The organism is Pseudocoprococcus catus, assembly GCF_019734885.1.
In the GTDB taxonomy this organism is placed as follows: domain Bacteria; phylum Bacillota; class Clostridia; order Lachnospirales; family Lachnospiraceae; genus Coprococcus_A; species Coprococcus_A catus.
The window spans coordinates 138,459-160,352 of sequence record NZ_JAAXCM010000034.1 but is presented as its reverse complement, the minus strand read 5'-3'; the positions used below and the strand labels follow the sequence as shown (position 1 = coordinate 160,352).

26 protein-coding genes, 2 pseudogenes and 1 riboswitch are annotated in these 21,894 nt (G+C 41.8%); of the genes and pseudogenes, 20 read left to right on the top strand and 8 right to left on the bottom strand.

Annotated elements, in window-relative coordinates; genetic code table 11:
• The first annotated feature begins 243 nt into the window (after nucleotides 1-243).
• A riboswitch (TPP riboswitch) is annotated at nucleotides 244-349 on the top strand.
• 271 nt (nucleotides 350-620) lie between these two features.
• From HED67_RS10490 to HED67_RS10470, 5 genes are all read left to right on the top strand, one after another.
• Complete coding sequence (locus tag HED67_RS10490; RefSeq protein ID WP_221718269.1) at nucleotides 621-872, top strand: HAD family hydrolase; 252 nt, start codon at nucleotides 621-623, stop codon at nucleotides 870-872.
• A gap of 88 nt (nucleotides 873-960) precedes the next feature.
• Nucleotides 961-1,773: a bifunctional hydroxymethylpyrimidine kinase/phosphomethylpyrimidine kinase gene (gene thiD, locus HED67_RS10485; RefSeq protein WP_221718277.1), complete on the top strand. Its 813-nt coding sequence runs from the start codon at nucleotides 961-963 to the stop codon at nucleotides 1,771-1,773.
• A 14-nt stretch (nucleotides 1,774-1,787) separates the two neighbouring features.
• Nucleotides 1,788-3,092, top strand: a complete 1,305-nt coding sequence (thiC, locus tag HED67_RS10480; protein WP_221718268.1) for a phosphomethylpyrimidine synthase ThiC — start codon at nucleotides 1,788-1,790, stop codon at nucleotides 3,090-3,092.
• 46 nt (nucleotides 3,093-3,138) lie between these two features.
• Nucleotides 3,139-3,345, top strand: coding sequence for a hypothetical protein (locus tag HED67_RS17555; protein WP_221718276.1), 207 nt, complete (start codon nucleotides 3,139-3,141; stop codon nucleotides 3,343-3,345).
• Nucleotides 3,346-3,538: 193 nt separating this feature from the next.
• Complete coding sequence (locus HED67_RS10470) at nucleotides 3,539-3,721, top strand: hypothetical protein (RefSeq protein ID WP_221718267.1); 183 nt, start codon at nucleotides 3,539-3,541, stop codon at nucleotides 3,719-3,721.
• A 215-nt stretch (nucleotides 3,722-3,936) separates the two neighbouring features.
• Here the strand turns inward: HED67_RS10470 and HED67_RS10465 are convergent.
• A pseudogene (locus HED67_RS10465) lies at nucleotides 3,937-4,383 on the bottom strand (IS1634 family transposase); the annotation flags it as partial.
• 208 nt (nucleotides 4,384-4,591) lie between these two features.
• Between HED67_RS10465 and HED67_RS17240 the strand changes: the two are divergent.
• Complete coding sequence (locus HED67_RS17240) at nucleotides 4,592-4,810, top strand: DUF4368 domain-containing protein (protein ID WP_221718275.1); 219 nt, start codon at nucleotides 4,592-4,594, stop codon at nucleotides 4,808-4,810.
• A 110-nt stretch (nucleotides 4,811-4,920) separates the two neighbouring features.
• Here HED67_RS17240 and HED67_RS10455 read toward each other — a convergent pair whose 3' ends face one another.
• Nucleotides 4,921-5,763: a helix-turn-helix domain-containing protein gene (locus HED67_RS10455; RefSeq protein WP_221718265.1), complete on the bottom strand. Its 843-nt coding sequence runs from the start codon at nucleotides 5,761-5,763 to the stop codon at nucleotides 4,921-4,923.
• 189 nt (nucleotides 5,764-5,952) lie between these two features.
• Between HED67_RS10455 and HED67_RS10450 the strand changes: the two genes are divergently transcribed.
• The 9 genes from HED67_RS10450 (at nucleotide 5,953) to HED67_RS17400 (ending at nucleotide 11,103) form a co-directional block, all read left to right on the top strand.
• Nucleotides 5,953-6,333 (top strand): hypothetical protein, encoded by a 381-nt coding sequence (locus HED67_RS10450; RefSeq protein ID WP_221718264.1) that lies wholly within the window; start codon nucleotides 5,953-5,955, stop codon nucleotides 6,331-6,333.
• A 77-nt stretch (nucleotides 6,334-6,410) separates the two neighbouring features.
• Entirely contained in the window at nucleotides 6,411-6,674 is a 264-nt protein-coding gene (locus HED67_RS10445; protein WP_221718263.1) for a hypothetical protein, read from the top strand.
• Nucleotides 6,675-6,735: 61 nt separating this feature from the next.
• Nucleotides 6,736-7,920 (top strand): metallophosphoesterase, encoded by a 1,185-nt coding sequence (locus HED67_RS10440; RefSeq protein WP_221718262.1) that lies wholly within the window; start codon nucleotides 6,736-6,738, stop codon nucleotides 7,918-7,920.
• A gap of 49 nt (nucleotides 7,921-7,969) precedes the next feature.
• Entirely contained in the window at nucleotides 7,970-8,728 is a 759-nt protein-coding gene (locus HED67_RS10435; protein WP_221718261.1) for a hypothetical protein, read from the top strand.
• 4 nt (nucleotides 8,729-8,732) lie between these two features.
• The gene (locus HED67_RS10430; protein WP_221718260.1) at nucleotides 8,733-9,107 is read left to right on the top strand and encodes a hypothetical protein; all 375 of its coding nucleotides are present in this window, start codon (nucleotides 8,733-8,735) and stop codon (nucleotides 9,105-9,107) included.
• Nucleotides 9,108-9,127: 20 nt separating this feature from the next.
• A complete protein-coding gene (locus HED67_RS10425; protein WP_221718259.1) occupies nucleotides 9,128-9,418 on the top strand; it encodes an RtcB family protein in 291 nt (96 codons plus the stop codon).
• Between the two features lie 278 nt (nucleotides 9,419-9,696).
• Entirely contained in the window at nucleotides 9,697-10,284 is a 588-nt protein-coding gene (locus HED67_RS10420) for a metallophosphoesterase (protein WP_221718258.1), read from the top strand.
• 30 nt (nucleotides 10,285-10,314) lie between these two features.
• On the top strand, nucleotides 10,315-10,542 hold the full coding sequence (locus tag HED67_RS17405; RefSeq protein WP_330656550.1) for a hypothetical protein: 228 nt from the start codon (nucleotides 10,315-10,317) through the stop codon (nucleotides 10,540-10,542).
• Between the two features lie 135 nt (nucleotides 10,543-10,677).
• On the top strand, nucleotides 10,678-11,103 hold the full coding sequence (locus HED67_RS17400; RefSeq protein WP_330656549.1) for an AAA family ATPase: 426 nt from the start codon (nucleotides 10,678-10,680) through the stop codon (nucleotides 11,101-11,103).
• Between the two features lie 222 nt (nucleotides 11,104-11,325).
• Here the strand turns inward: HED67_RS17400 and lexA are convergent, their stop codons facing one another.
• Nucleotides 11,326-11,943 carry a transcriptional repressor LexA gene (lexA, locus tag HED67_RS10410; RefSeq protein ID WP_221718257.1) on the bottom strand — a complete coding sequence of 206 codons (618 nt, stop codon included), beginning with the start codon at nucleotides 11,941-11,943 and terminating at the stop codon, nucleotides 11,326-11,328.
• A 223-nt stretch (nucleotides 11,944-12,166) separates the two neighbouring features.
• Here lexA and HED67_RS10405 point away from each other — a divergent pair, with 223 nt between their 5' ends.
• Complete coding sequence (locus HED67_RS10405; RefSeq protein WP_221718256.1) at nucleotides 12,167-12,520, top strand: LysM peptidoglycan-binding domain-containing protein; 354 nt, start codon at nucleotides 12,167-12,169, stop codon at nucleotides 12,518-12,520.
• Nucleotides 12,521-12,677: 157 nt separating this feature from the next.
• Here HED67_RS10405 and HED67_RS10400 read toward each other — a convergent pair whose 3' ends face one another.
• Nucleotides 12,678-13,433 carry a tRNA lysidine(34) synthetase gene (locus tag HED67_RS10400; protein WP_221718255.1) on the bottom strand — a complete coding sequence of 252 codons (756 nt, stop codon included), beginning with the start codon at nucleotides 13,431-13,433 and terminating at the stop codon, nucleotides 12,678-12,680.
• 417 nt (nucleotides 13,434-13,850) lie between these two features.
• Here HED67_RS10400 and HED67_RS10395 point away from each other — a divergent pair, with 417 nt between their 5' ends.
• The 4 genes and pseudogenes from HED67_RS10395 to HED67_RS17075 all read left to right on the top strand — a co-directional run bounded on the left by HED67_RS10395 (nucleotide 13,851) and on the right by HED67_RS17075 (nucleotide 17,301).
• Nucleotides 13,851-14,903, top strand: coding sequence for a tyrosine-type recombinase/integrase (locus HED67_RS10395; RefSeq protein WP_221718254.1), 1,053 nt, complete (start codon nucleotides 13,851-13,853; stop codon nucleotides 14,901-14,903).
• A gap of 184 nt (nucleotides 14,904-15,087) precedes the next feature.
• Complete coding sequence (locus tag HED67_RS17655; protein ID WP_330656548.1) at nucleotides 15,088-15,429, top strand: hypothetical protein; 342 nt, start codon at nucleotides 15,088-15,090, stop codon at nucleotides 15,427-15,429.
• 57 nt (nucleotides 15,430-15,486) lie between these two features.
• Nucleotides 15,487-16,686, top strand: a pseudogene (locus HED67_RS17080) (carbohydrate-binding domain-containing protein); the annotation flags it as partial.
• A complete protein-coding gene (locus tag HED67_RS17075; RefSeq protein WP_408639819.1) occupies nucleotides 16,672-17,301 on the top strand; it encodes a carbohydrate-binding domain-containing protein in 630 nt (209 codons plus the stop codon). The pseudogene HED67_RS17080 and the gene HED67_RS17075, both read left to right, overlap by 15 nt.
• 18 nt (nucleotides 17,302-17,319) lie before the next feature.
• On the opposite strand, the gene xerD is transcribed toward HED67_RS17075, so the two are convergent.
• From xerD to HED67_RS10360, 4 genes are all read right to left on the bottom strand, one after another.
• Entirely contained in the window at nucleotides 17,320-18,204 is an 885-nt protein-coding gene (gene xerD, locus HED67_RS10375) for a site-specific tyrosine recombinase XerD (RefSeq protein WP_215633149.1), read from the bottom strand.
• 707 nt (nucleotides 18,205-18,911) lie between these two features.
• Nucleotides 18,912-19,706 carry a pyrroline-5-carboxylate reductase gene (gene proC / locus HED67_RS10370; protein ID WP_178440715.1) on the bottom strand — a complete coding sequence of 265 codons (795 nt, stop codon included), beginning with the start codon at nucleotides 19,704-19,706 and terminating at the stop codon, nucleotides 18,912-18,914.
• Between the two features lie 15 nt (nucleotides 19,707-19,721).
• Entirely contained in the window at nucleotides 19,722-20,450 is a 729-nt protein-coding gene (locus HED67_RS10365) for a YebC/PmpR family DNA-binding transcriptional regulator (protein WP_178440713.1), read from the bottom strand.
• A 65-nt stretch (nucleotides 20,451-20,515) separates the two neighbouring features.
• Complete coding sequence (locus HED67_RS10360; RefSeq protein WP_178440705.1) at nucleotides 20,516-21,820, bottom strand: hemolysin family protein; 1,305 nt, start codon at nucleotides 21,818-21,820, stop codon at nucleotides 20,516-20,518.
• Between the last annotated feature and the right edge of the window lie 74 nt (nucleotides 21,821-21,894).

The window sequence follows — 21,894 nt, the reverse complement described above, 5'->3', positions numbered from 1 at the left end:
CTGGGGAAAAATGAATCGCGGGGCACGCGAGGATAGCTTGTAGATACTTGGCTCAGTAGAGCCATTGAGCAAGAAGCCCCCACTTCAAAATCTGTGATTTAAGTGGTGGGAGCATGTCACGAATTCCCCAATAGCCCTCAATAGGTCCGTTGTAAATACATCTTCCTACCTTTTGAGTCTTTTTTGAGTCTTTTATCAAAAGCTATTGCATTTTTTCGTAAATGGGTGTATCATACGTATGACAATTTAATCAACGGGAGCTCGCATTACGGGCTGAGAGGAAGGTGTGACCTTCGACCGAGAACCTGATTTGGATAATGCCAACGTAGGGATGCCTGATACAAGGATATTAGGAAGAACAAAGTTTATTAAGGAAGTTACCAAATCGGTAGCTTCCTTTTTTGTGTGCGCCTTGCGACGCACGTTTCTAATGGGTGAAAGTCCCTAATCCGTCCTAGTAGTGGGAAGGATACAGCCAAAGACAAGGGTGTCCATCGTAAGGTGGAATCTGAAGGAAGTCGGGGCAAATCTCTGGTCTGACGAACAGAAATCACATCAGGCTGTAGTTAAGGATAAGGCTGCACAACAAGTTCTTTTCTGAAATCTTTACCTGTACCGAAGTGGGACACGGCAAGGACGAGCCTGATATCTCTCAAAAGGCGAAGGAGTATCTTGGGACAACAAAGGCAAATACGGTTGTTTTTGAGGATGCTTATTACGCTGCCAAAACAGCAAGGGCAGACGGGTTTATAACCGTTGCTGTATATGATCCTCACGAAGAAAATCAGACGGAACTTCGTTCCGTTTCGGACTTGTTTTTTGAAGATTTTACACAAACAGATACATTTCGGAAGTTTGCTTACGGAATATAAGCCGCAAGCTTCAAGCGGTACATTGGGGGCACCACCTTATACCGCTGTATAAAACGATGCTGAATGATGAAAGGAGATTTCTATGAAAATGAAAATAGCATTGACCATTGCAGGAAGCGACTGCAGTGGAGGTGCCGGCATTCAAGCAGATTTGAAAACAATGACGATGAATGGTGTTTTTGCCATGAGTGTGATTACGGCACTGACGGCACAAAACACAACCGGCGTCCGTGCAATTCAGGAATCTACTCCGGATTTCCTAAAACAACAGTTAGATGCAGTATTTGAGGATTTTATCCCCGATGCTGTCAAGATCGGCATGGTAGCATCCAGCGAACTGATTCGTGTAATTGCAGACAGACTGAGATACTACGATGCAAAAAACGTGGTAGTTGACCCCGTTATGGTGGCAACCAGCGGTTCTTCATTGATGAAGAACGATGCAGTACAGACACTTATCGGAGTACTGTTTCCTATTGCAACCCTCGTCACGCCGAATATCCCCGAAGCAGAGATTCTGTCCGGGCTTGCGATTAAGACTGAAGAGGATATGATTACGGCGGCAAAACAGATTGGAGATAACTACCATTGCGCCGTTCTGCTCAAGGGCGGTCACAGTGTAAACGATGCCAACGACCTGCTGTATTCAAACGGCGAAACGGTTTGGTTTAAGGGAAAGCGCATTGACAATCCAAACACCCACGGCACAGGCTGTACGCTATCTTCCGCTATTGCATCCAATCTTGCCAAGGGATTTACGCTCGCCGAGTCTGTGCAGAGAGCAAAGGAGTATATCTCCGGTGCATTAGCTGCCATGCTTGACTTGGGACAAGGATCAGGACCTATGATGCACAATTTTGACTTAACTTCATCGTTTGCCGAAGAAAAAGAATCTGTTTGAAAGGAAGAAAGAAAATGAGAAACTATACAACTCAAATGGATGCCGCAAGAAAGGGCATCATTACTCCCGAAATGAAGACGGTTGCTGCTAAGGAATACAGAACCGAAGAAGAAATTCGTGACCTTGTTGCCAAAGGTCAGGTTGCTATCTGCGCCAACAAATTACATACCTGCATTGACCCCAACGGTGTCGGCTCGATGCTTCGCACCAAAATCAACGTCAATCTCGGCGTTTCCCGTGACTGCAAGGATTATAATATTGAGATGGAAAAGGTTATGGCAGCCGTTAATATGGGAGCAGAAGCTATTATGGACTTGTCCTCTCATGGCAATACACAGCCCTTCCGCAGAAAACTCACGAGTGAATGTCCTGCCATGATCGGTACAGTTCCCGTATATGACAGCGTGATTCATTATCAGAGAGACCTTGCAACGCTGACCGCAAAGGATTTTATTGATGTGGTAAGACTTCACGCAGAGGATGGCGTGGATTTCGTAACCCTCCATTGCGGTATCACACGCAAAACCATTGAGCAGATTCGTAAGCACAAGAGAAAAATGAATATCGTATCCCGTGGCGGTTCACTCGTGTTCGCATGGATGTGTATGACCGGTGAGGAAAATCCTTTCTACGAGTATTATGATGAGATTCTCGACATTTGCCGTGAGTATGATGTGACTATCTCCCTCGGTGATGCCTGCCGTCCCGGCTGTCTTGCTGATGGAAGCGATGTTTGCCAGATTGAGGAGCTTGTACGCCTCGGTGAGCTTACCAAGCGTGCTTGGGAGAAGGACGTACAGGTCATGGTAGAAGGTCCCGGACATATGCCGATGGATCAGATCGAAGCCAATATGAAGATGCAGCAGACCATTTGTATGGGTGCGCCTTTCTACGTGCTCGGTCCCATCGTTACCGATATTGCTCCCGGCTATGACCACATCACCTCTGCAATCGGCGGTGCGATTGCAGCCGCAAGCGGTGCAGCGTTCCTATGCTATGTAACCCCTGCGGAGCATCTGGCGCTTCCAAATGTGGATGATGTAAAGCAAGGTATAATTGCTTCCAAGATTGCAGCACACGCTGCAGATATTGCGAAAAAGATTCCTCACGCAAGAGATATTGATGACCGTATGGGTGATGCAAGAAGGAATCTTGATTGGGATGCTCAATGGGAATGTGCTCTTGACCCCGAAACAGCAAAGCGTATCCGTGACGAACGCAAGCCAGAGCATGAAGATACCTGCTCCATGTGCGGTAAGTTCTGTGCAGTCAGAAGCATGAACAAGGCACTCAACGGAGAGTATATTGATATTCTGTAAGGTGAAAAGATGAAACGGTGCGTGATCGTCAGCGGTGCAATTATGAATAATTGATGATTCTTATGCTTACTTTTCACTTCTGAACATAACCGGAACAGCCAAAGGCATTGTCATTGAAAACGCAAAGTATCCCTTTGATAATGCAGAGATTACCTGCGAGTATCAGTACGGTGTGAGTAATGAGGTTCTCTCTGGAAAAACAGCAAAAGTGTCAATCAAAAAAGGTAGCTTGCTTCTTGTGAAAATTAAATAGTGTTTTGTTAAAGCCCCGTCGGGAACGCAGTGATCTCTGCATCTCTAACGGGGGTTTTTTTTCGGCGAAAAAGGAGTTTTATGGGACACTAAAAAATATGATATAATTATTTTTGAAAATCAAGAACAATTCGCTATCGCTTGTGTCGAATAATAAATAGAGGACACTATCCTCTGGAAAGGAGGCATCGATTATGCCATTTAAATTGAAAAGTCTGGACGGTTCGGTCACGCCGTTTCACGACTCGGAGTATCTTCCGTTTTACTATTTTATCCCAAGAAGCATTTTACAAAAATGCGGTGCAGAGCTAAACTCGATTCCCCGCAATCCCCGTATGGTTTTTGCAAGTCGAGAAGCGTGCGAGTTTATCCCTTAATTTCCAGTCTGAAATAGCCCTAAAAGCATCTTAAGCTGGAAATTTACATGTTATTGGCACCTTGTATCTGCGCTTCAGTCATACACATATCATGTCCTTTTGCAAATTTAAGTGCAGCCTTTAACCCTTTGGTTTTTTCTCCTTTCAAACCTTCGAATGCCACTTTTACATCTATCATATAGCAGTATTCTAAAAATCTTTTCAATGTCTTTTCCTTTGGCATGACCAAATTCAGCCAGTTCAACCTCTCCGGCCTGGCAGTTCTTATTCGTAGAATCATAGGAAACATAAATACGTTCCCTTCGATTTCTCTTTGCATTCCATTCATTCAGAAAGCCTGTACTTTTACCCTTAGTGATGCTCTTAAAGAAATCACTTACTGACGCATCACTATAGATCTTCATACCAGAACTATACAGTGGATGATTGTATGCATAATCCGGATAATGCTGTGCTACATTGCTTTCTTCTACAATAGAGTAAGAGGCAAGGTCGAGCAGTAATGCCATATCCCGCTCATAGAAGAACTGTCCAAGCAGCTTGTCTAACGAATAATCCGATACGATCTTATGCATTACAGCATATGTACCAACCCGAAGACAGCTACTGCGCTCTGTTCGGTCTTCCATACCTGATAAAACTGCATCTGGAAAGTATTTCAGATTTAACCTGAGTAAAGAAAATGACCGCAAGGCTTATGACTATCTGCAAAGTACAGAAATGTCATACAGCAAGGCGGTCATTTCTGCTATCTGCGGATATATAGAACTATCCGAAATCCCAACTGCTCGCCGCAGTTTAAACACGACGAGCAGGCAGTCAGAAAAGCCGAACAGGAAAAGATTGATTTGAAGGTTTTTACTTGAGGCGATTCGTGAGTGTACTGACTTAAAAGAATTAACACCCACCATTGTAAATACTTTGATCAAGCGAATAGAAGTCCACAACAGCGAAAAGGGTGAAGACGGTTTGAAACACGTTCCTATTGATATTTCTTTTACTGCTGTGGGGATTATCAATATTCCGACCGAAAAGGAACTGATTGCGGCAATGGAAGAAATGAGAGAAAATCCACTGAAATCCGCTTGAAACAAAGGAAAACGGTGAGCCCTCACGGGCTACACCGCATCTTACATAGCGACTGTCCTTTAGAGTACGACTCTCATGCAGGATCTTCTTTTTATGTTGGCCAGGAACCATTATTCTGATGGTGTTGCGTTCAATATAGGCTTTATATCATTTAAAATGTGGTTGCCATAGTCCTGGATAATGTTAAAAAAGATGTTTGAAACTTCGTATTTTGCCAGTTCTGACAGTTGGTTGCCTAAAAGATAATTGTAACTTGCTTTTGCAAAATCAAAGATGAGACCATCATATCGTTCTTCAGAAGTCTGGTTTAAGAACGTTGGATTAGATGCAAGCATAGCATAATACTTTGGATTGACGATGTTGGAATGAATAAAATCATAAATGGATTCCTTTTGCTTGTTCCATGGAAAAGCTTCTTTTACATAAGGTTTGAAGGTATCGACATTTTTGTCAGAAGGAAGAACCTTTTGTGAAAAGCAGCTAAAGGCAGTTTCTAATTTTGAAATGGCCTGTGGAGAGAAAGTATCTTCCAGACTTATGGAAAGCAACATGTGAATATCTATTTGGTAGATATAATCCAAAAGTTGAGAAAATTTGGGGGATGCCATCAGAAAGTCTATAAACTTATTCATACGAGCATCCGTACGAAGGTTTTTCACATTATCAACGGAGAGATGAATTTCATCAGAGATGGCCTTATCATTTGCACTGTTGATGTTTGAAAGTCCGAAAAGATAATTAGGATCAATGTCTAAAAGCTTGCAGATTTCAGGAATATCCTGAGTTTTAGGAACCGTCTTACTTTTTTTGCTTTCCCAATTGGCAACACGGCTACGATCATTATCCAGCAATATTTCTGCAAATTTTGTCTGGGAAAAATGTCGTTGTTGGCGAGCTTTTTGAAGTCTTTCTTTAAATGCACATAAACCATGTGGGTCATAAAAATTAAACATAATACACCTCTGAAAATAAGTAAAAATGTCTTTAAAAGCGGTATAAAAAAGACAATTTGTTTGCGTTATTATATCATTACAAAGATGAATTTGGCAAGAAAAAAATAATATAGATGGTCTGGGTAAGTTCTTACAACAACTCAATTGCTACAATAGACACATCAACAGAGCACAGAAAGGAGCAGCATAATGGCAGCTAGAATGACAGTAGATGAGATTAGACGTAATTTTTCTCCAGGATTGACAACATTATTTGATGGTGTCAAGATGTATGGTTTTGATCAAAAGCAGTATTTTGAAGACTTTATTGCATTCTATGATCGGTCCTACAATCTGACATCTGAAAAGATGGCATGGATTTTATTCCCGAATTATGACGAAAATGATCACAGTAAAAAAATCAAAAGAGCGAACGGGTATCTGCTTTTTGGACAGAGCATCAGAACAAGACATACACAAAATGAACTGATTGACATGTTATTTACACTTCAGGATGATCCAATGTTCAATCCCCAGAGACATTGTTATATTGATGAATTAGCCAGACAGGGCAGGGCCGCCAATTTTTAAAAGACGCATTTTAAACTACAAGTTGATTTGCATGAGATGCAAAGCACACTACAATAAAGAGAAAGTGAGGAAGAAAAATGATTAAGCATGCTAATTTTCAGGCAGTAGAGTATGTGATTGTCACCGGAGGCAATGGTCAGGTGAGAAAAAAGGGCTACGGTCTTGGCTTTTTCTACAATGATGCAACGACAAGTATTAAAGTCATTCCGGCAACGGCATTTGATACGTCTTACATATTTAATGACATTACAACAAAGGATTTTCAGAACATTTCCGTTCAGGGCGACATGACCTATGTGATTGATGATTTTGAGGTGGCTTCGGAGAAAACAGATTTTTGATTTATTAATTCAAACGATTATGTGGTAGATATGGAATGCTGGATGAAGGATGGGATAACAGATGATTTACGCAATGAGTGATATTCACGGCTGCCTTAGAGAATTAAAGGATAAAATGGATCAGGTCGATCTGCAAGGGGATAATCGTCTGATTTTCCTTGGGGATTATATGGATTATGGCATAAACTCTTTTAAGGTTTTGCAATATATCTGGGAACTGCAGAAAAATTATGGCGATGAAAAGGTGATTGTCTTGAAAGGCAATCATGAGCAGATGTTTTTGGACTGGATCAATGATTTCAGGAATCCTTATGCAGATGGTTCAGCGGAGTCGATACTATTTTATGAGTGGTTGGAAACAGATTTTGAGCATGGAGCCAACACCCTAAGAACCTTTATCTCAGAAGAGCAGATCAATTTTCTGAAACAGATTGCACGGACGTGTTCCTGGGAGTCAATCAGCAGGGAAGCTGTTCAAATGATTTTGTCTGATCACGATGAGATGATCTGGTGGATGCAGCATCTGCCATTATATTATGAAGCGGAAATGGCAATCCAATTTTGTGAAATTAAAAAGTATATTGCACGCAATGAACGCATTTCGATTTGTTTAGAAGACGGTTCTTATGATAATTATTTGATGATCTCAGATATTCCGGAAGGTAAATATGATAATCTCTATGTTTACGGAATAAGGACGGTCGATGTGGAATTTTCAAAAGATATGTATGCTGCACCGTCACAATTAGAGAAAATGGTGATATCGCCTAAGCATGACATGATGGCGCCTGCGATAGAGATTGTGCTTCATAAGGATCCAAGGGATATTGCGCGCTGTGAAGAAAGATGCCTGTTGTTTAAAGATTTAAAGAATTATTTGCAGATCGGCAGAAATTTCTCGGTTGTGAACAGAAAAGACTGGTCAGAGGAAGCCTATGAGTGGAGAAAAGACATTCCATCAAAATATGACAATGATGATGAGCCAAGAAAAGATGTTCAGAAAACAAAATCCTTTTTTAAGCATGTGGATGGTCTGTATTTTCTGGTGTTTACAGCGGATGAATGGAATCATGATGCAGACGAATGGCTTGGTATTTACATAGACAAAAAATCAGCAAGAGAAGCTTATGACAGAGCAGTTGCTTATTATGAAGAAGAGCGAAGCAGAGGGCGTTATTCGAAGGCACAGAGAGTTGTAATGACAGAATTTAATTTATTCTCGAAGACGATAGATTCAGAGAAGTGAAGCGGGAAGAACTGGAGGATTAAATCTGACAAGAGGTGGAAGTAAATACATGGAGGTATTGGATTTGAACTATAGGCGTGAGGAGTTTGAAAATATTTTATTAAAGCCGGATTCATTTGAGTGGCATAAGCTTTATCCTAATAATGTTGTTCCCTTTCATGAAGATATGGAAAAACATCTTCATAAAGGATATTATCTGTTGTTGTTTAAAAGAATCAATAGGTGTAGAATTGATGGTTCAATGATGACCATTGTTTTTCAGAAAGAGCAGTGCAATGAAGCTGAATATATACCGAATGCGAAAATAGAAGCGTATAATCTTTTTTATCATAGATTTGAGGATGTTCGGGGACCGTTGGAAATTCCGATGAATCAAGATGATGGTATAAATATGATTAAAGAGATGAAAGATTTATCTTCTGGGAAGCTATCCTGTTATTGTGTTAATACGAGAGACGAATTTATTAGATCATATAGATCACTAGAAAAAGCTAAAAAAGGAGCGATGTATTGGCTTAAGGTTCGTGGAGGAATTGATAGGAAAAATGTAATCCCGTATGGGGCTATTCGTAATGATGTAGAGGAAATGAAAAAAAAGGAAGTTCGTGAAAACGAATTGTATAAGATATTTATCACAAGATATGCAGATGTTATAGAGACAATCAAAAAATATGATTATCCGGGAAATGCTGCAGGTGAAGTAGCTGATATACTTGGAATTACCAGAGATGAGGTCGGATTTATATATGATCTGTTTGATCCGACGGTGTTTGTGGCGTTAAGACTTCAGACAATAGAGGGAAAGTGATTCAATGAATAATGCATATGATGAGATACCAAAATACCTTAAGCAAAAAGAAAGCAATGTATCTAAAGCCCATAAGAAATCAAAGCACAAGCATCAATATGCAGAATGTCTGATTCGATACAAATGTAAATGGCATGAAAAAGACGAAATAAGCACATGCTTAAGAAGTTATTGTGTGATTTGCGGAAAAATCCATGATAGAATGAAAAACTCGATTGTAAAAGATTACAAAATAAAAGTAGTTACATTACATGGAACAGTTTATCAATTCATTTCAGATGATGATTTGTATGAGAAATATCATGACAGATTGCCTGTATTCTTTGTAGATATATGGAACGACAATTATGTCAATTTAAATGATGAAAATACAAATTGATACGAGCAGGGAGAAATCAAATGAAAATTGAAGGAAAGTATACAATAGCGCAGGTTTATACGACAAAAGATGCAGCAACAGCGATTGATGATTATGCGGTTGCGCAGATTCAGGCACTGGTAGATAATCCGATTCATGAAGGATGCAAGGTTGTGGTGATGCCGGACGTTCATCCAGGTGTGGTAGGGACGATTGGCTATACACAGACAGTCAATCAGGCAATCATGCCGAATGTGGTGGGCATTGATATCGGCTGTGGCATGACATTGGCGAAAGTGAAAGGACGTATTAAAAAGATTTCCAGAAGCTAGACACGGTTATTCGTGAAAAGGTACCATCTGGATTTAATATCAGAAATCAGGCGCATCGGATGGCAGATGAGATTGATTTGACAGCGCTTCATTGCTATAAGAGCATAAAAGCAGATCGGGCGTATTGTTCGATTGGGACACTTGGTGGTGGCAATCATTTTATATCTTACAGGTCATTGGTGATACGGTAGATGTTGACCAGGTGATTCATCCGATTTATAATTATAAAGCAGGAAATGAATAACACAGAGATAAAATATTGAAGGAGATGATAGCGGATGAAGTATTACATCAGTGATCTGCATTTATTCCATGAAAATGCCATTGAATTTGATCATCGGCCATTTACATCATTGCAGGAAATGCATGATACAATTTTGAAGAATTGGAATGAGCGTGTGACCAATGGCGATATGGTCTATATTTTAGGCGATGTGAGCATGCGTGGTAAAAAGGAAGATCTGATTGCCTTTGTGGCTCAGTTAAAAGGACGAAAAATACTGATTAAAGGCAATCATGATGATGTGTCTGACTACCGCTATCAGCAGTTGTTTCATGAAATCTATGATTATAAAGAAATGCACGATATGGTTGGCAAAGAGCATTACAGTCTGGTATTAAGTCATTATCCTATTTTTAGCTGGCGAGGCATGGGAAGTGGCAGGATCCTTCTCTATGGTCATACTCACGAAAGTGAAGAAGACCGTTTTTATCAACAATGCCTGACAGAAATGCAAGCACATGATTGTCGCCACGTCTATGATGGGAAATTACGTGCCTATAATGTGGGCTGTATGAAGCCGTACATGAATTATACGCCGCGAACATTAGAAGAGATTATGAAGTCGAGGGAAATGGAAGCATAGAGCATATGAAAAAAATGGAGGATGGCGTCATTGGTTTATTTGAGCAGTTTTGCACTGAGTACAGAAGAAATGAAAAATCCTAATATTTATCCTTATTGTGTCTTTGAAAATAAAGGATATGATCCGCTTGTGTTCACGCCAATTACAATTTTGTATGGTGATAATGGCTGTGGAAAATCTTCATTATTGAATATTATTGCACAGAAAATAGGTGCAAAAGGGTTTGAGACGTATGCCTATGGACAGAGATATATTTAGAAATTTGTTGATGAGTGTCGATTTGACACAGGTACAGATGATTTTGGGCATCGTATAGGAATTCCTGCGAGAAGTTTATGTCTGAAAAGTGAAGATGTTTTGTATGAAATTAAGAAAATTCAGCAAAGAGATATTTTGGAAAGAGATTTACTCTATAAGCAGGGAAAAGGATTAAAATTAAAGTCTACATTACAGGCGACACTGGAAAATATACAGTTTGCACAAGAAAAATATTCGAATGGTGAAACTGCAATGAAAATGATTATAGACATACTGGAACCGGATAATTTGTATCTTCTGGATGAACCGGAAGTGTCATTATCTCCACAGAATCAAGTCAGATTAGCTGAAGAAATGAATCATTGTGCACATTTTTTAGGATGCCAATTTATTATAGCGACACATTCGCCATTTATGTTGGGAACATTGCAGGCGAAGATTTATTATTTGAATTCTGATGAAATAGAAGAAAAGAAATGGTATGAGCTGAAGAATGTTCGTTGTTTTTATGAGTTTTTTGAAAAGAATAAAAAGTATTTCAACGGGGATGTCGTGAAATGATATCCCCGTTTCTTTGTGGAAAGAATTAAAGCTTCTGATCTAAATGAGTCAGCACGTTCCCTTTCTTCGGCTATTGTTTGTTCAGATTGTTGAAGTCCTTCTTCATAACGAATTTCTTTTTCGGAAGCAATGAGTTGTGCCGATTGGATTATTGTTTCTGTCCTGTGTTTTCTTACGATTTGCGTACTTGCTGCATAGACCTACTGAATGGTTACAAAAAAATTACATATTCATGCGAACCAGGCCGATAACCTTGCCGAGGATCTCACACTGTCTGGTGATGATAGGAGAGAAGGCATCATTCTGCGGCTGCAGGCGGTAATGATCTTCTTCCTTGTAGAAAGTCTTCACAGTTGCAGAATCATCAACCAGAGCAACGACCATATCGCCGTTGTCTGCAGAGGACTGCTGTTGGACGATGACATGGTCACCGTCAAGGATACCGGCATTGATCATGCTTTCGCCACGGACAGCCAGCATGAATAATTCAGCATTCGGAACCATCTCGGTAGGTACAGGAAAATAACCGGTGATATTCTCTACAGCGAGAATCGGTTCACCAGCGGTAACGGTTCCTACGATCGGCACATTCACCATCTCGCGTCTGGCAAGATTGAATTCATCGTCAAGGATCTCGATGGCTCTTGGCTTGGTAGGGTCTCTTCGGATATAACCATTCTTCTCAAGTGTCTCGAGATGAGAGTGAACGGAAGATGTGGACTTCAGATGAACTGCTTCACAGATCTCGCGGACTGAAGGCGGATAGCCCTTCGTTAATAACTGGGATTTTATGTATTCAAGAATTTCCTGCTGCTTGGCAGAGATTTTACCATTTGACATATTCAATACCTCCTGTATGGATAACAAACTATTTTACCACTGATACTATCATAACACGGCAAACGTATATTTGCAAACAAATGTTTGAAAATTAATAGAAATGTAAAGAAATTCTATTGACAAACGAACGATTGTTCTATATAATACAGATATAGCAAACGAATGTTTGGAAAATGTGTTCGGAACAACTGTTTGATATTATAATCTATGGAGGGATGAAGAGATGCGTAGAAGAAAGATGGCTCTGAGAAGAAGGATCCGTATGCTGATAGTAGTATTGATATTAGTTGTGGTTGGTATTCTTATTGTTCCAATCAGCCATTTTAGAGTTGCAGCCGGTGAGAAGAACCATTCTCAGATTGAATACAGAACATATGTTGTTCAGTGTGGTGATACTTTGTGGGGGCTGGCAGACAGTTATATGGGAGAGAATTTTGATAATCATCAGGATTACATCGAAGAGGTGATGCGGGCGAATGGAATGGATCGTGCCTTTATCTATGCAGGGCAGCTTTTGATCATCCCGTATGAAGCGGATATGGTGAACAGCACACAGATTGCTGCAGCAAATGAATAGCCGGACAGATAAGGAGGTTCAGGCAGATATCGAAAGATAGAACGTTACCGGGCAGTTGATGAGCAGATGAATATAGATATACGAAAGCGGATAAACAGGAATCAGACCATGGATAGAGGATCAGTTTGTTTATCCGCTTTCTGCATTCTCTGGACCACTATGAATTTTCGGGATGCCCATAACGATCACTTGGAATAGCCGGAGACCAGTCGGGGATATTGCCTTTCAGGATGGCTGTGAACATTTTATCAATGGCTCCAGGATTTTCACGGTTGATCTGGTGCATCAGCTGTTTGGCATATTCCCGTCGGGTGTGTCCGTTGGCAGGACAAGGACTTTTGGCCACAGGCAGATTTTGTTTTCTGGCGAAACCGATGATATCCGGCTCGGTCATATAAAGCAGCGGCCGGATGACAGTAAGACCGGTTCTTTCAAGCCTGGTAACTGGTGGGAATGCATAGAAGTGACCTTCATAAATCAGAGACATCAGCATGGTTTCAACCAGATCGTCACGATGATGGCCGTAAGCGATTTTATTGCAGTTAAGTTCCAGTGCTTTATTATTCAGCGCACCTTTACGCATTTTAGCACACAACGAACATGGGTTCTTTTCGTGCCGGTGATCGAAGATAATCGGACCGATTTCTGTGGGTACTATAGTATAATGAATATCTAATTCATCGCATAAGCACTTAACAGGGTCCATATTGAAGTTTCCGAGACCGAGGTCAACAGTTATAGCTTCAAGCTCAAAATGCTTTGGATAAAAGCGTTGAAGGCCTTTTAAGGCATATAACATGGTTAAACTGTCTTTGCCGCCGGATACGCCGATGGCGATTTTGTCACCTTCATCGATCATTTGCCAGGTATCAATGGCCCGGCGTGCGTAGCTGTATAATTGCTGCAGTTTCATAGCTTTAGATTGTTCCTTTCAATTGAGAGTACATGATGCCGTATGGTGAATCATAACAGCATGTGACAATACGTACTTAATGTATTTATAATGACAGCATTATTCTGTAGATTGCATTTTACGGATTCTTTGATTATACACAGCAAAAAGAGCCTTGTCAAAGGCAAATAGAAGTGACAAATATCATGTCGCAAAATCAATATTTTACGACATGATATTGCCATTTATCTAAATTTAAGATATAATGACTTTATTCACATATTAAATACCTGATTATAATTTACATAACATTATTATGGTAAACCTATATGCGAATTGCCACTGTCTGTACATTTCATATAGATTAATATGGGTGTACTCTTTTGTGTCTGCATAGGCAGAATGGATTTTTATAAAAATTTTTCGGAGGTTTAACTGATGGCTGAATTATCCTATAAGGATCAACAGGATTTAAAAAACATTGAAAAGATTCGTGAACATTTACAGATTTTGCCAAGATTCTGCGGTGAATATTTCAGATCTCTGGAAATCCGCAAAAGCACCAATACTCGTAAAAACTACGCTTATGATCTGGGTGTATTTTTTTACTTCCTTAAAACGAATAATCCCTATTTTAAGGACAAAGACATTCATACGCTTCCCATTGAGGTTCTGGACATGATCACAGCCATGGATGTTGAGGAATATCTTTCCTATCTCGAATCCTATACAAAGGACGGCAAATTGTATACAAACCGTGAGGAAGGCAAGGCAAGAAAATTATCTTCCCTGAAATCTTTTTATGACTATTATTTCAAGAAAAACCTGATCCGGACAAATCCGCCCCGTCAGGTGGATGTACCAAAGATTAAGAACAAGAATATTATCCGGCTGGATCCGAATGAAATTGCACAGCTTCTGGATGAGGCTGAATCCGGTGAGAAATTATCCGGGCGTCAACTGGCATCTCATGAGAAAACAAAGGTTCGGGATGTGGCAATTCTGACGCTGCTTTTGGGAACGGGTATTCGAGTTTCGGAGTGTGTAGGATTGAATCTGGAGGATGTGGATTTTAATAACGGTGCTATCAGGATTATCCGCAAAGGCGGTAATGAGGCCCTCATTTACTTTGGTGATGAAGTCAGTCAGGCACTGGAAGCTTATATGAATGGACCAAGAAAGAAAGATGAACCTGCTGCCGGACATGAAGAAGCCCTCTTTATCTCCTTAAATAAAACCCGTATTACAACCCGGTCTGTTGAGCGCTTGGTGAAGAAATATTCAAGACTTGTCACCACAGTCAAAAAAATAACCCCCCATAAACTTCGAAGTACCTTTGGTACGGCACTTTATCAGGAAACGGGGGATATTTATCTTGTGGCGGATACCCTTGGCCATAAGGATGTGAATACAACCAAGAAACATTATGCGGCCATCGATGAACATAGACGCCGGATGGTTGCCAATGTCGTAAAACTTAGAGAGAGCTAATGGAATTAGCTGATTAACATTTCAAAGGTTCTATTTGGATAGTAAATGTTTTGGAATCCTTTCGGGCAGGTGCCTGAAAAGAGACGGCTGTTTCACTGATCAATTCTGACAGAGGAAATTCAATCATCTGTGTTCGGTTTTCGCCCTCTTCTATTCTGGCCAGATAGATGAGGGCTTTGGTCAGATGGCTGAGCCTCTCGGTCTGTACACGGATATCATCGATCCACTCATTAGGGCCGGTATCCATTTCAAGAACTTCTGTGTCAGCATTGATGATCGTGATCGGAGAGATCATCAGGATCAACACCATGATCAGACCAAGACCCGATACACTGCAGCTGATGAACAGAACGTTGCGGAAACCAATGTAAAAACAACCAATATGGGAAGTTTGTATAAACTGACATATCAGCTGACGATGAAAAACACGGACAGAGAAAAAGAGATGATTGACGAGATCCGATGCCGTAATGGCAATCTGGAGATCAATGTGTCCAAACAGGATACAATGATTTCCGAATTATAATAAAAATGATGATGAAGGCTCCATAATAATAATTACGCCCTTCGGAAAGGAAAATGAATGAAACGAGGAATAAAGAAAACCGTGGCAGCCTGCTGTGTTGCACTTATGCTGCTCTCCGGTTGTACAAAATCAGCCGGAACAGAGTCGGCGGATACAAAAGATACGGTCTCTGATTTGACAGAACAAGAGGAAAATCTGTCAGATACAGATGAGGATACTGCAGAGGATACAGACAGTATGTTCACCGACCGGGACAAAGAAGTCGGTTATGATGAGAATGAGTGTACGGCGATACAGCTGTCGGATGATGGCAGCAGCTGTGACAGTCAATCTGTTTCCATAGAGGGGCAGACAGTGACAATCACAGAAGAAGGGACTTATCTTCTCTCTGGCTCTCTGTCAGATGGCTCTGTTGTAATTTATACAGATGAGAATGTGAAGGTGAGATTGATTTTAAACGGTGTATCAATCAACAGCAGCAGTTCTGCAGCTATTTATGTTAAGTCAGCGGATAAGGTTTTTATAACGCTGGCACCGGATACAGAGAATGTACTTAGTAATGGTGGTACCTATGAAACCGTCGATGACAACAATATCGACAGTGCGATATTTTCAAAATCGGATCTGACACTCAATGGCAGCGGCAGCCTGAAGGTGACAGCCAAAGAAGGCCATGGCGTTGTTTCTAAAGATGATCTTGTGATCACCGGCGGTACATATAATATAGAGGCAGCAAGTCAGGGACTTTCAGGTAAAGACAGTATACGTATTCTGGATGGTGATTTTACAGTTACTGCCGGAAAAGATGCACTGCATACGGAAAATGAAGATGATAAAGAGAAAGGGGTTGTCTATATTGCAGGCTGAACATTTGCTTTGGCTTCTTCGGGGGATGGGATCAGTGCATCCGGTAATATGACACTGTTGGACGGCACTTACACAATCACGGCAGGAGGCGGCAGTGAAAATGGTGAAGACCATCAGGAAGAAAGGCCAGGTGGTTCTGGCGGTCCCGGGGAACCGGGAGGTATGCTGCCTTCCGGAGAACGGCCTCAGGGAGAGCCCGGTGAAAAACTTCAGGAAGAATCAGAAACAACTGATGAAGGCGAAGCAAGTGAAACAGCCAGTACAAAAGGAATCAAAGCCAATGGCAGTCTTGCTATATCCGGAGGCACATATACCATTTATGCAGCCGATGATGGTTTTCATTCAAACAGCGATATAGCCATCTCGGGCGGTACGCTGACAATTGCCTCTGGGGATGATGGCATCCATGCTGATGGCCAGGTGACAGTAAGTGACGGTACAATTGTTATTTCAGAAAGCTATGAAGGCATTGAAGGCAGCGAAAAGGTTTTGATTGCCGGCGGCCGGATCACACTTACTTCTGATGATGATGGTTTAAATAGTGCTGTCGTTGAAATCAGCGGTGGTCATACAGAGATTGATGCCGAAGGCGATGGGATTGATTCCAACGGAACCTTCACTGTATCAGGGGGCGAAACCTATGTGTCCGGTCCTGCCGGCGATGGTGACGGCGCGCTGGATTATGAGACGGATGCAGTCATTACCGGAGGCATATTAATTGCAGCAGGTTCTTCAGGTATGACTGTCAACTTTGGCGAAAAATCAACCCAGGGCTCTATCCTGCTGAATACAGGCAGTCAGGAAGCAGGAACAGATATTGTTCTGACAGATGCATCGGGCACAGAATTGCTGAGCTGGCAGTCCTCCAAAAGCTATGCATCTGTTGTGATCAGCTGTCCTGAAATCGTCCAGGGAGAAAGCTATACGATAAAAGCCGGAACATCTGAGACAACAGTCACAATGGACAGCCTGATTTACGGTGCTGGCAAATCTATGGGAAGATAAAAATACGCACCTAAGAGTTTAGGCCCTTGGGTGCGTATTGCTGTATATATCCCGGATTCTTCCGGTGTTCATTTTAAGATAGATCTGTGTAGTAGAAATATCGGAGTGACCGAGCATCTCCTGAACAGAGCGAAGATCTGCCCCATTCTCAAGAAGGTGTGCGGCAAATGAATGACGCAGGGTATGCGGTGTGATATCTGAGGCAATACCGGCTTTGGCGGCATATTGCTTCAGGATTTTCCAGAAGCCCTGTCGGCTCATAGGCTGTCCGCTGCAGTTCGGAAAAAGAATACTGCTGTTGTCATCAGCGAGCATGGACGGTCTGGCCTGCTTCAGATATTGTCTCAGGGAAACCCGTGCAACACTTCCAATAGGAATAATGCGTTCTCTTCCGTGCTCAGAGCATCGTATATAACCTGCCTGGACATTGATATCATTCACTGTAAGGGATACCAGTTCACTGACGCGGATACCTGTGGCATACATCAGTTCCAGCATGGCCTTGTCACGAAGTTCCTTGTTATTGCGCCCAGCGGGCTGCTCCAGAAGCTTTGTCACCTCAGCGACAGTTAATACTTCCGGGGCTTTCTTTTCGATTTTCGGGGCTTTGAGCCTTGCGGCAGGATTGCTCCGGAAGCTTTCATAGTGTTCAAGATAATCAAAAAAAGATTTCAGAGCGGCAATATTTCTGGAAATAGTAGATGTTGCAAACTGCTTCTGCTCCATCATAAGGATATAAGCATTCAGTGTTGTCTCATTTACAGATGCAAAGTCGGAAATCTCCTGCGCATCAAGAAAAGCCAGAAATTTTTCAAGATCCCGTCTGTAGGATAAAACTGTATTGCGGGAAGATTTTCTGACCTGTTCAAGATATTGGATAAAGTAGTTAAGCTGTTGTTCCATTTCTATGTCGCCTCTTTAGTTTCTTACAATATGAGTACTATTATAGTCAAAGATAAAAGAAAAATCAAATTATTTTTTCTCATAAGAGAAGTTGAATACCGAATTTCAGAAAATAGGGATTAAGTGCCCATTCTGACAGCGTTCCGACGATCCATAACAACATGCTTATCAGAAATAAACGTCTTTTGCCGGAAAGAAAAGGATATCCCGGATTGCCTGCAAGATGCCAGGCCAGGAATAGTGCCGGCAAATAAAAAAAGATCTGGGGTGCCAGACGGAAAAAGCACAATAACAGTCCGAAAAATTGATACTCGGCAGCGGATAAAATGCTTTGAGCCCCGTAAACAAATCCGATATATAGAAAGTACAAGTAAAAAAAGAAACGCTTGCCGGTGCGAAGGGTCAAAATCAGAAGAAGGAAAAAAGGCAGGCATCGGCACAAAAAAAGATAGATTAAAAAACCGGGTGTACAATGCCAGCTCATGATCAGGCGGTCATAATCTCCCTGCCTGCTGCTTATCGCAGATAATGAATGCTGACTGAACAGATAGATGATAATGGAAAAAAGAATACCGGCAGATAATGCAAGCAGCCATTGGCAGCGTGATAAATATGAACGAATAAAAATCCCCCCTGTTCCAGCATAATATATGCCGGATTCAGAGGGGATATGCCAATTCATTATTATGTGAAAACCATTCTGCGGACTACATATTCCTGCAGCGATCGCAGACGGCGGAAGCCGCTTTGATCAGACTGCTTCTGAAACCGGATGCTTCAAGTTCAGCAACAGCCGCAATAGTTGTACCGCCCGGTGAACAGACGTTGTCTTTGAGCAGACCCGGATGTTCACCTGTTTCGAGAACCATCTTTGCGGAACCGAGGACTGCCTGGGAAACAAAGGTATAGGCCTTATCACGGGGCATACCGTATTTTACAACACCGTCTGCCAAAGCTTCGATCATCATGTAAATAAAGGCAGGTGAACTTCCGCTGGCTGCGGTAACAGCATCCATCAGATTTTCAGGAACCGTCTCAGCCTTGCCGAATGATGTAAAGAACTGCATCAGTTCCGTGCGTTCTGATTCTGAAAAGTCATCATCAGACCAGGAAAGACCTGTCATACCCTCACCCACCATCGCCGGCGTATTCGGCATGGCGCGGACAATACGCACGGATGAACCAAGGGACTGCTTCAGATCTGCGATTGAATAGCTTGGTGCCAGGGAAATGATGATTCTGGAATCATCAAGTACCGGCTGGATTTCCTTTAAAACGCCGTCGTAAAACTGAGGTTTGACAGCAAGAATAATGTATCTGGATTGTTCGGCACATGTGCGGTTACTGTCAATCCAGACAGCCCCTGTTTCCAGTGACAAAGCTTCGCCTTTGGCGGCATCTTTTCTTGAGAAGGCAAGGGTGTTGGCAGGGAAAACAGACAGACAGCCCTTAAGCATTGCTGATCCCATATTGCCCATGCCGATAAAACCAAACTGATACATCTTCTTACGCCTTTCTTATTCGTCCCAGTTGTGATAAACGTTCTGAACATCATCATCTTCATCAAGGAGGTCCAGAATACGGTTCATTTTCTTAATATCTTCTTCGTTAGTCAGAGTTGCCCATGTCTGAGGAACCATTGTTACCTCAGCTTCAGCCATTGGGATACCTTCTTTTTCAAGGGCATCACGAACTGCACTGAAGTCATCCGGATCAGTGATGATCTCGTAAGAATCTTCTTCATCGCTGAAGTCTTCTGCACCTGCATCCAAGGCAATCATCATCAGATCATCTGCATCCATCTCACATTCTTCTTTGTCAATGATAATCTGACCTTTCTTATCGAACATGAAGGATACACAACCACTTGTACCAATGGAACCGCCGCCCTTTGTGAAAGCACTTCTTACATTGGCAGCTGTACGGTTACGGTTGTCAGTCAGTGTCTCAACGATAATGGCAACACCGCTTGGACCGTAGCCTTCGTATGTATTGTTTTCATAGTTAACAGAGCCAAGGTCGCCGGCAGCTTTCTTGATACCACGTTCGATTGTATCATTAGGCATGTTGTTGGCTTTCGCCTTGGCAATAACATCACGCAGTCTGCTGTTATTGTTTGGGTCAGAGCCGCCCTCTTTAACAGCTACAGCCAATTCACGGCCGATGATTGTAAAAATTTTACCTTTAGCAGCATCATTCTTCTCTTTTTTATGCTTAATATTCGCAAACTTAGAATGTCCTGACATAATTACACTCCTATCTCGTACTAAAAATATCAACCTATATATTCTATCATTTGTTTCGTGAAGAATCAACCCGTAATTTTGGTAACCTTGACAAGGCTGATGGCGTTATCCTTGACACTCATGACTTTGAAAGTATAGCCGTCAATATCAACACTGGCAAATTCATTGTTCTGAGGAATATGTTCCAGTTTGGAGATCAGTAAACCATTCAGTGTTTCAAAATCATCATCAAAAGTAATTCCAAGGGTACGGGTAATATCTTCAAGCGGTGTCAGACCTTTCATCAGATAGGCACCGCCGATAATCTGTATATTGTCTTCATCGGGATCATATTCGTCAAGAATATTGCCGACGATTTCTTCAAGGATATCTTCCATGGCGACAAGACCGCAGGACTGGCCGTATTCATCAACGACGATAGCCATATGAACCTTCTTGGCCTGCATTTCGCGGAACAGGGAATTGATATTCTGGGTATCCGGTACAAATACCGGTTTGCGCATGACCTCTTTGATGGAAGCATCTGTCTCTCCGCTGACAATAAGACGCATGACATCCTTCAGATGAAGAATACCAATGATATTATCTGTGTCATTCTCGAATACAGGATAACGGGAATAACGCTCTCGGGCCATCAGTTCAGCTGCCTCACTGAGAGAGAGTTCGCAGTCAACAGCGCAGATATGACGCCGGTGAGTCATGATATCAGCAACTTCTTTATCGTCAAATTTGAAGATATTGCTGATCATCTCAGCTTCACTGGCTTCAATGACGCCCTGTTCATGGCCTTCACTGACCATCATGATAATCTCTTCTTCTGTGACATTCTCTTCGATATCCTTGGGGTTGATGCCCGCAAGACGAACGAGAAGGCTGACAGAAGCATTGATGAGAGCAACAAAAGGCTTACAGACAGTGCCAATCAATGTTACGATACGAATGGCTGAATAGGCCCATTTCTCAGCGTGCTTAAATGCCAGACGCTTTGGAAATAGAATACCGAAAACCGTGACAAAGTAAATAATGATCAGGCATACTGCCAGATGGCTGAGGATGGCTGCCGGCCAGTACATCAGATGGACCTGTGCCATCAATAGTGAAGTCAGATCTGTAAAAAAAGGTCTTGCAACAAAGGCACCGGCAATAATAGTCACTGCCGCGCTGATCAGGTCAATGGTGCTCATGAATGCCGCAGGCTGTCCGATAAACTGAAGGATTCTGGCGGCTTTCTTGTCACCTTCATCTTTCTTCTTGTTCAGAACAGATTCATTGACTGCTGAAACAGCCACCTCTGTGCCGGTAAAGGCTGCATTGATCAGCAATAAAATAATAAATATGACGATACGTATAATGGGGTGTCCGTCGTCCATGAAAATAATCGCTCCTTTTTCTTTGTTTTATCTAAAAATATACCAGATTTGCAGTTGTTCGTCAAATAAAAAAG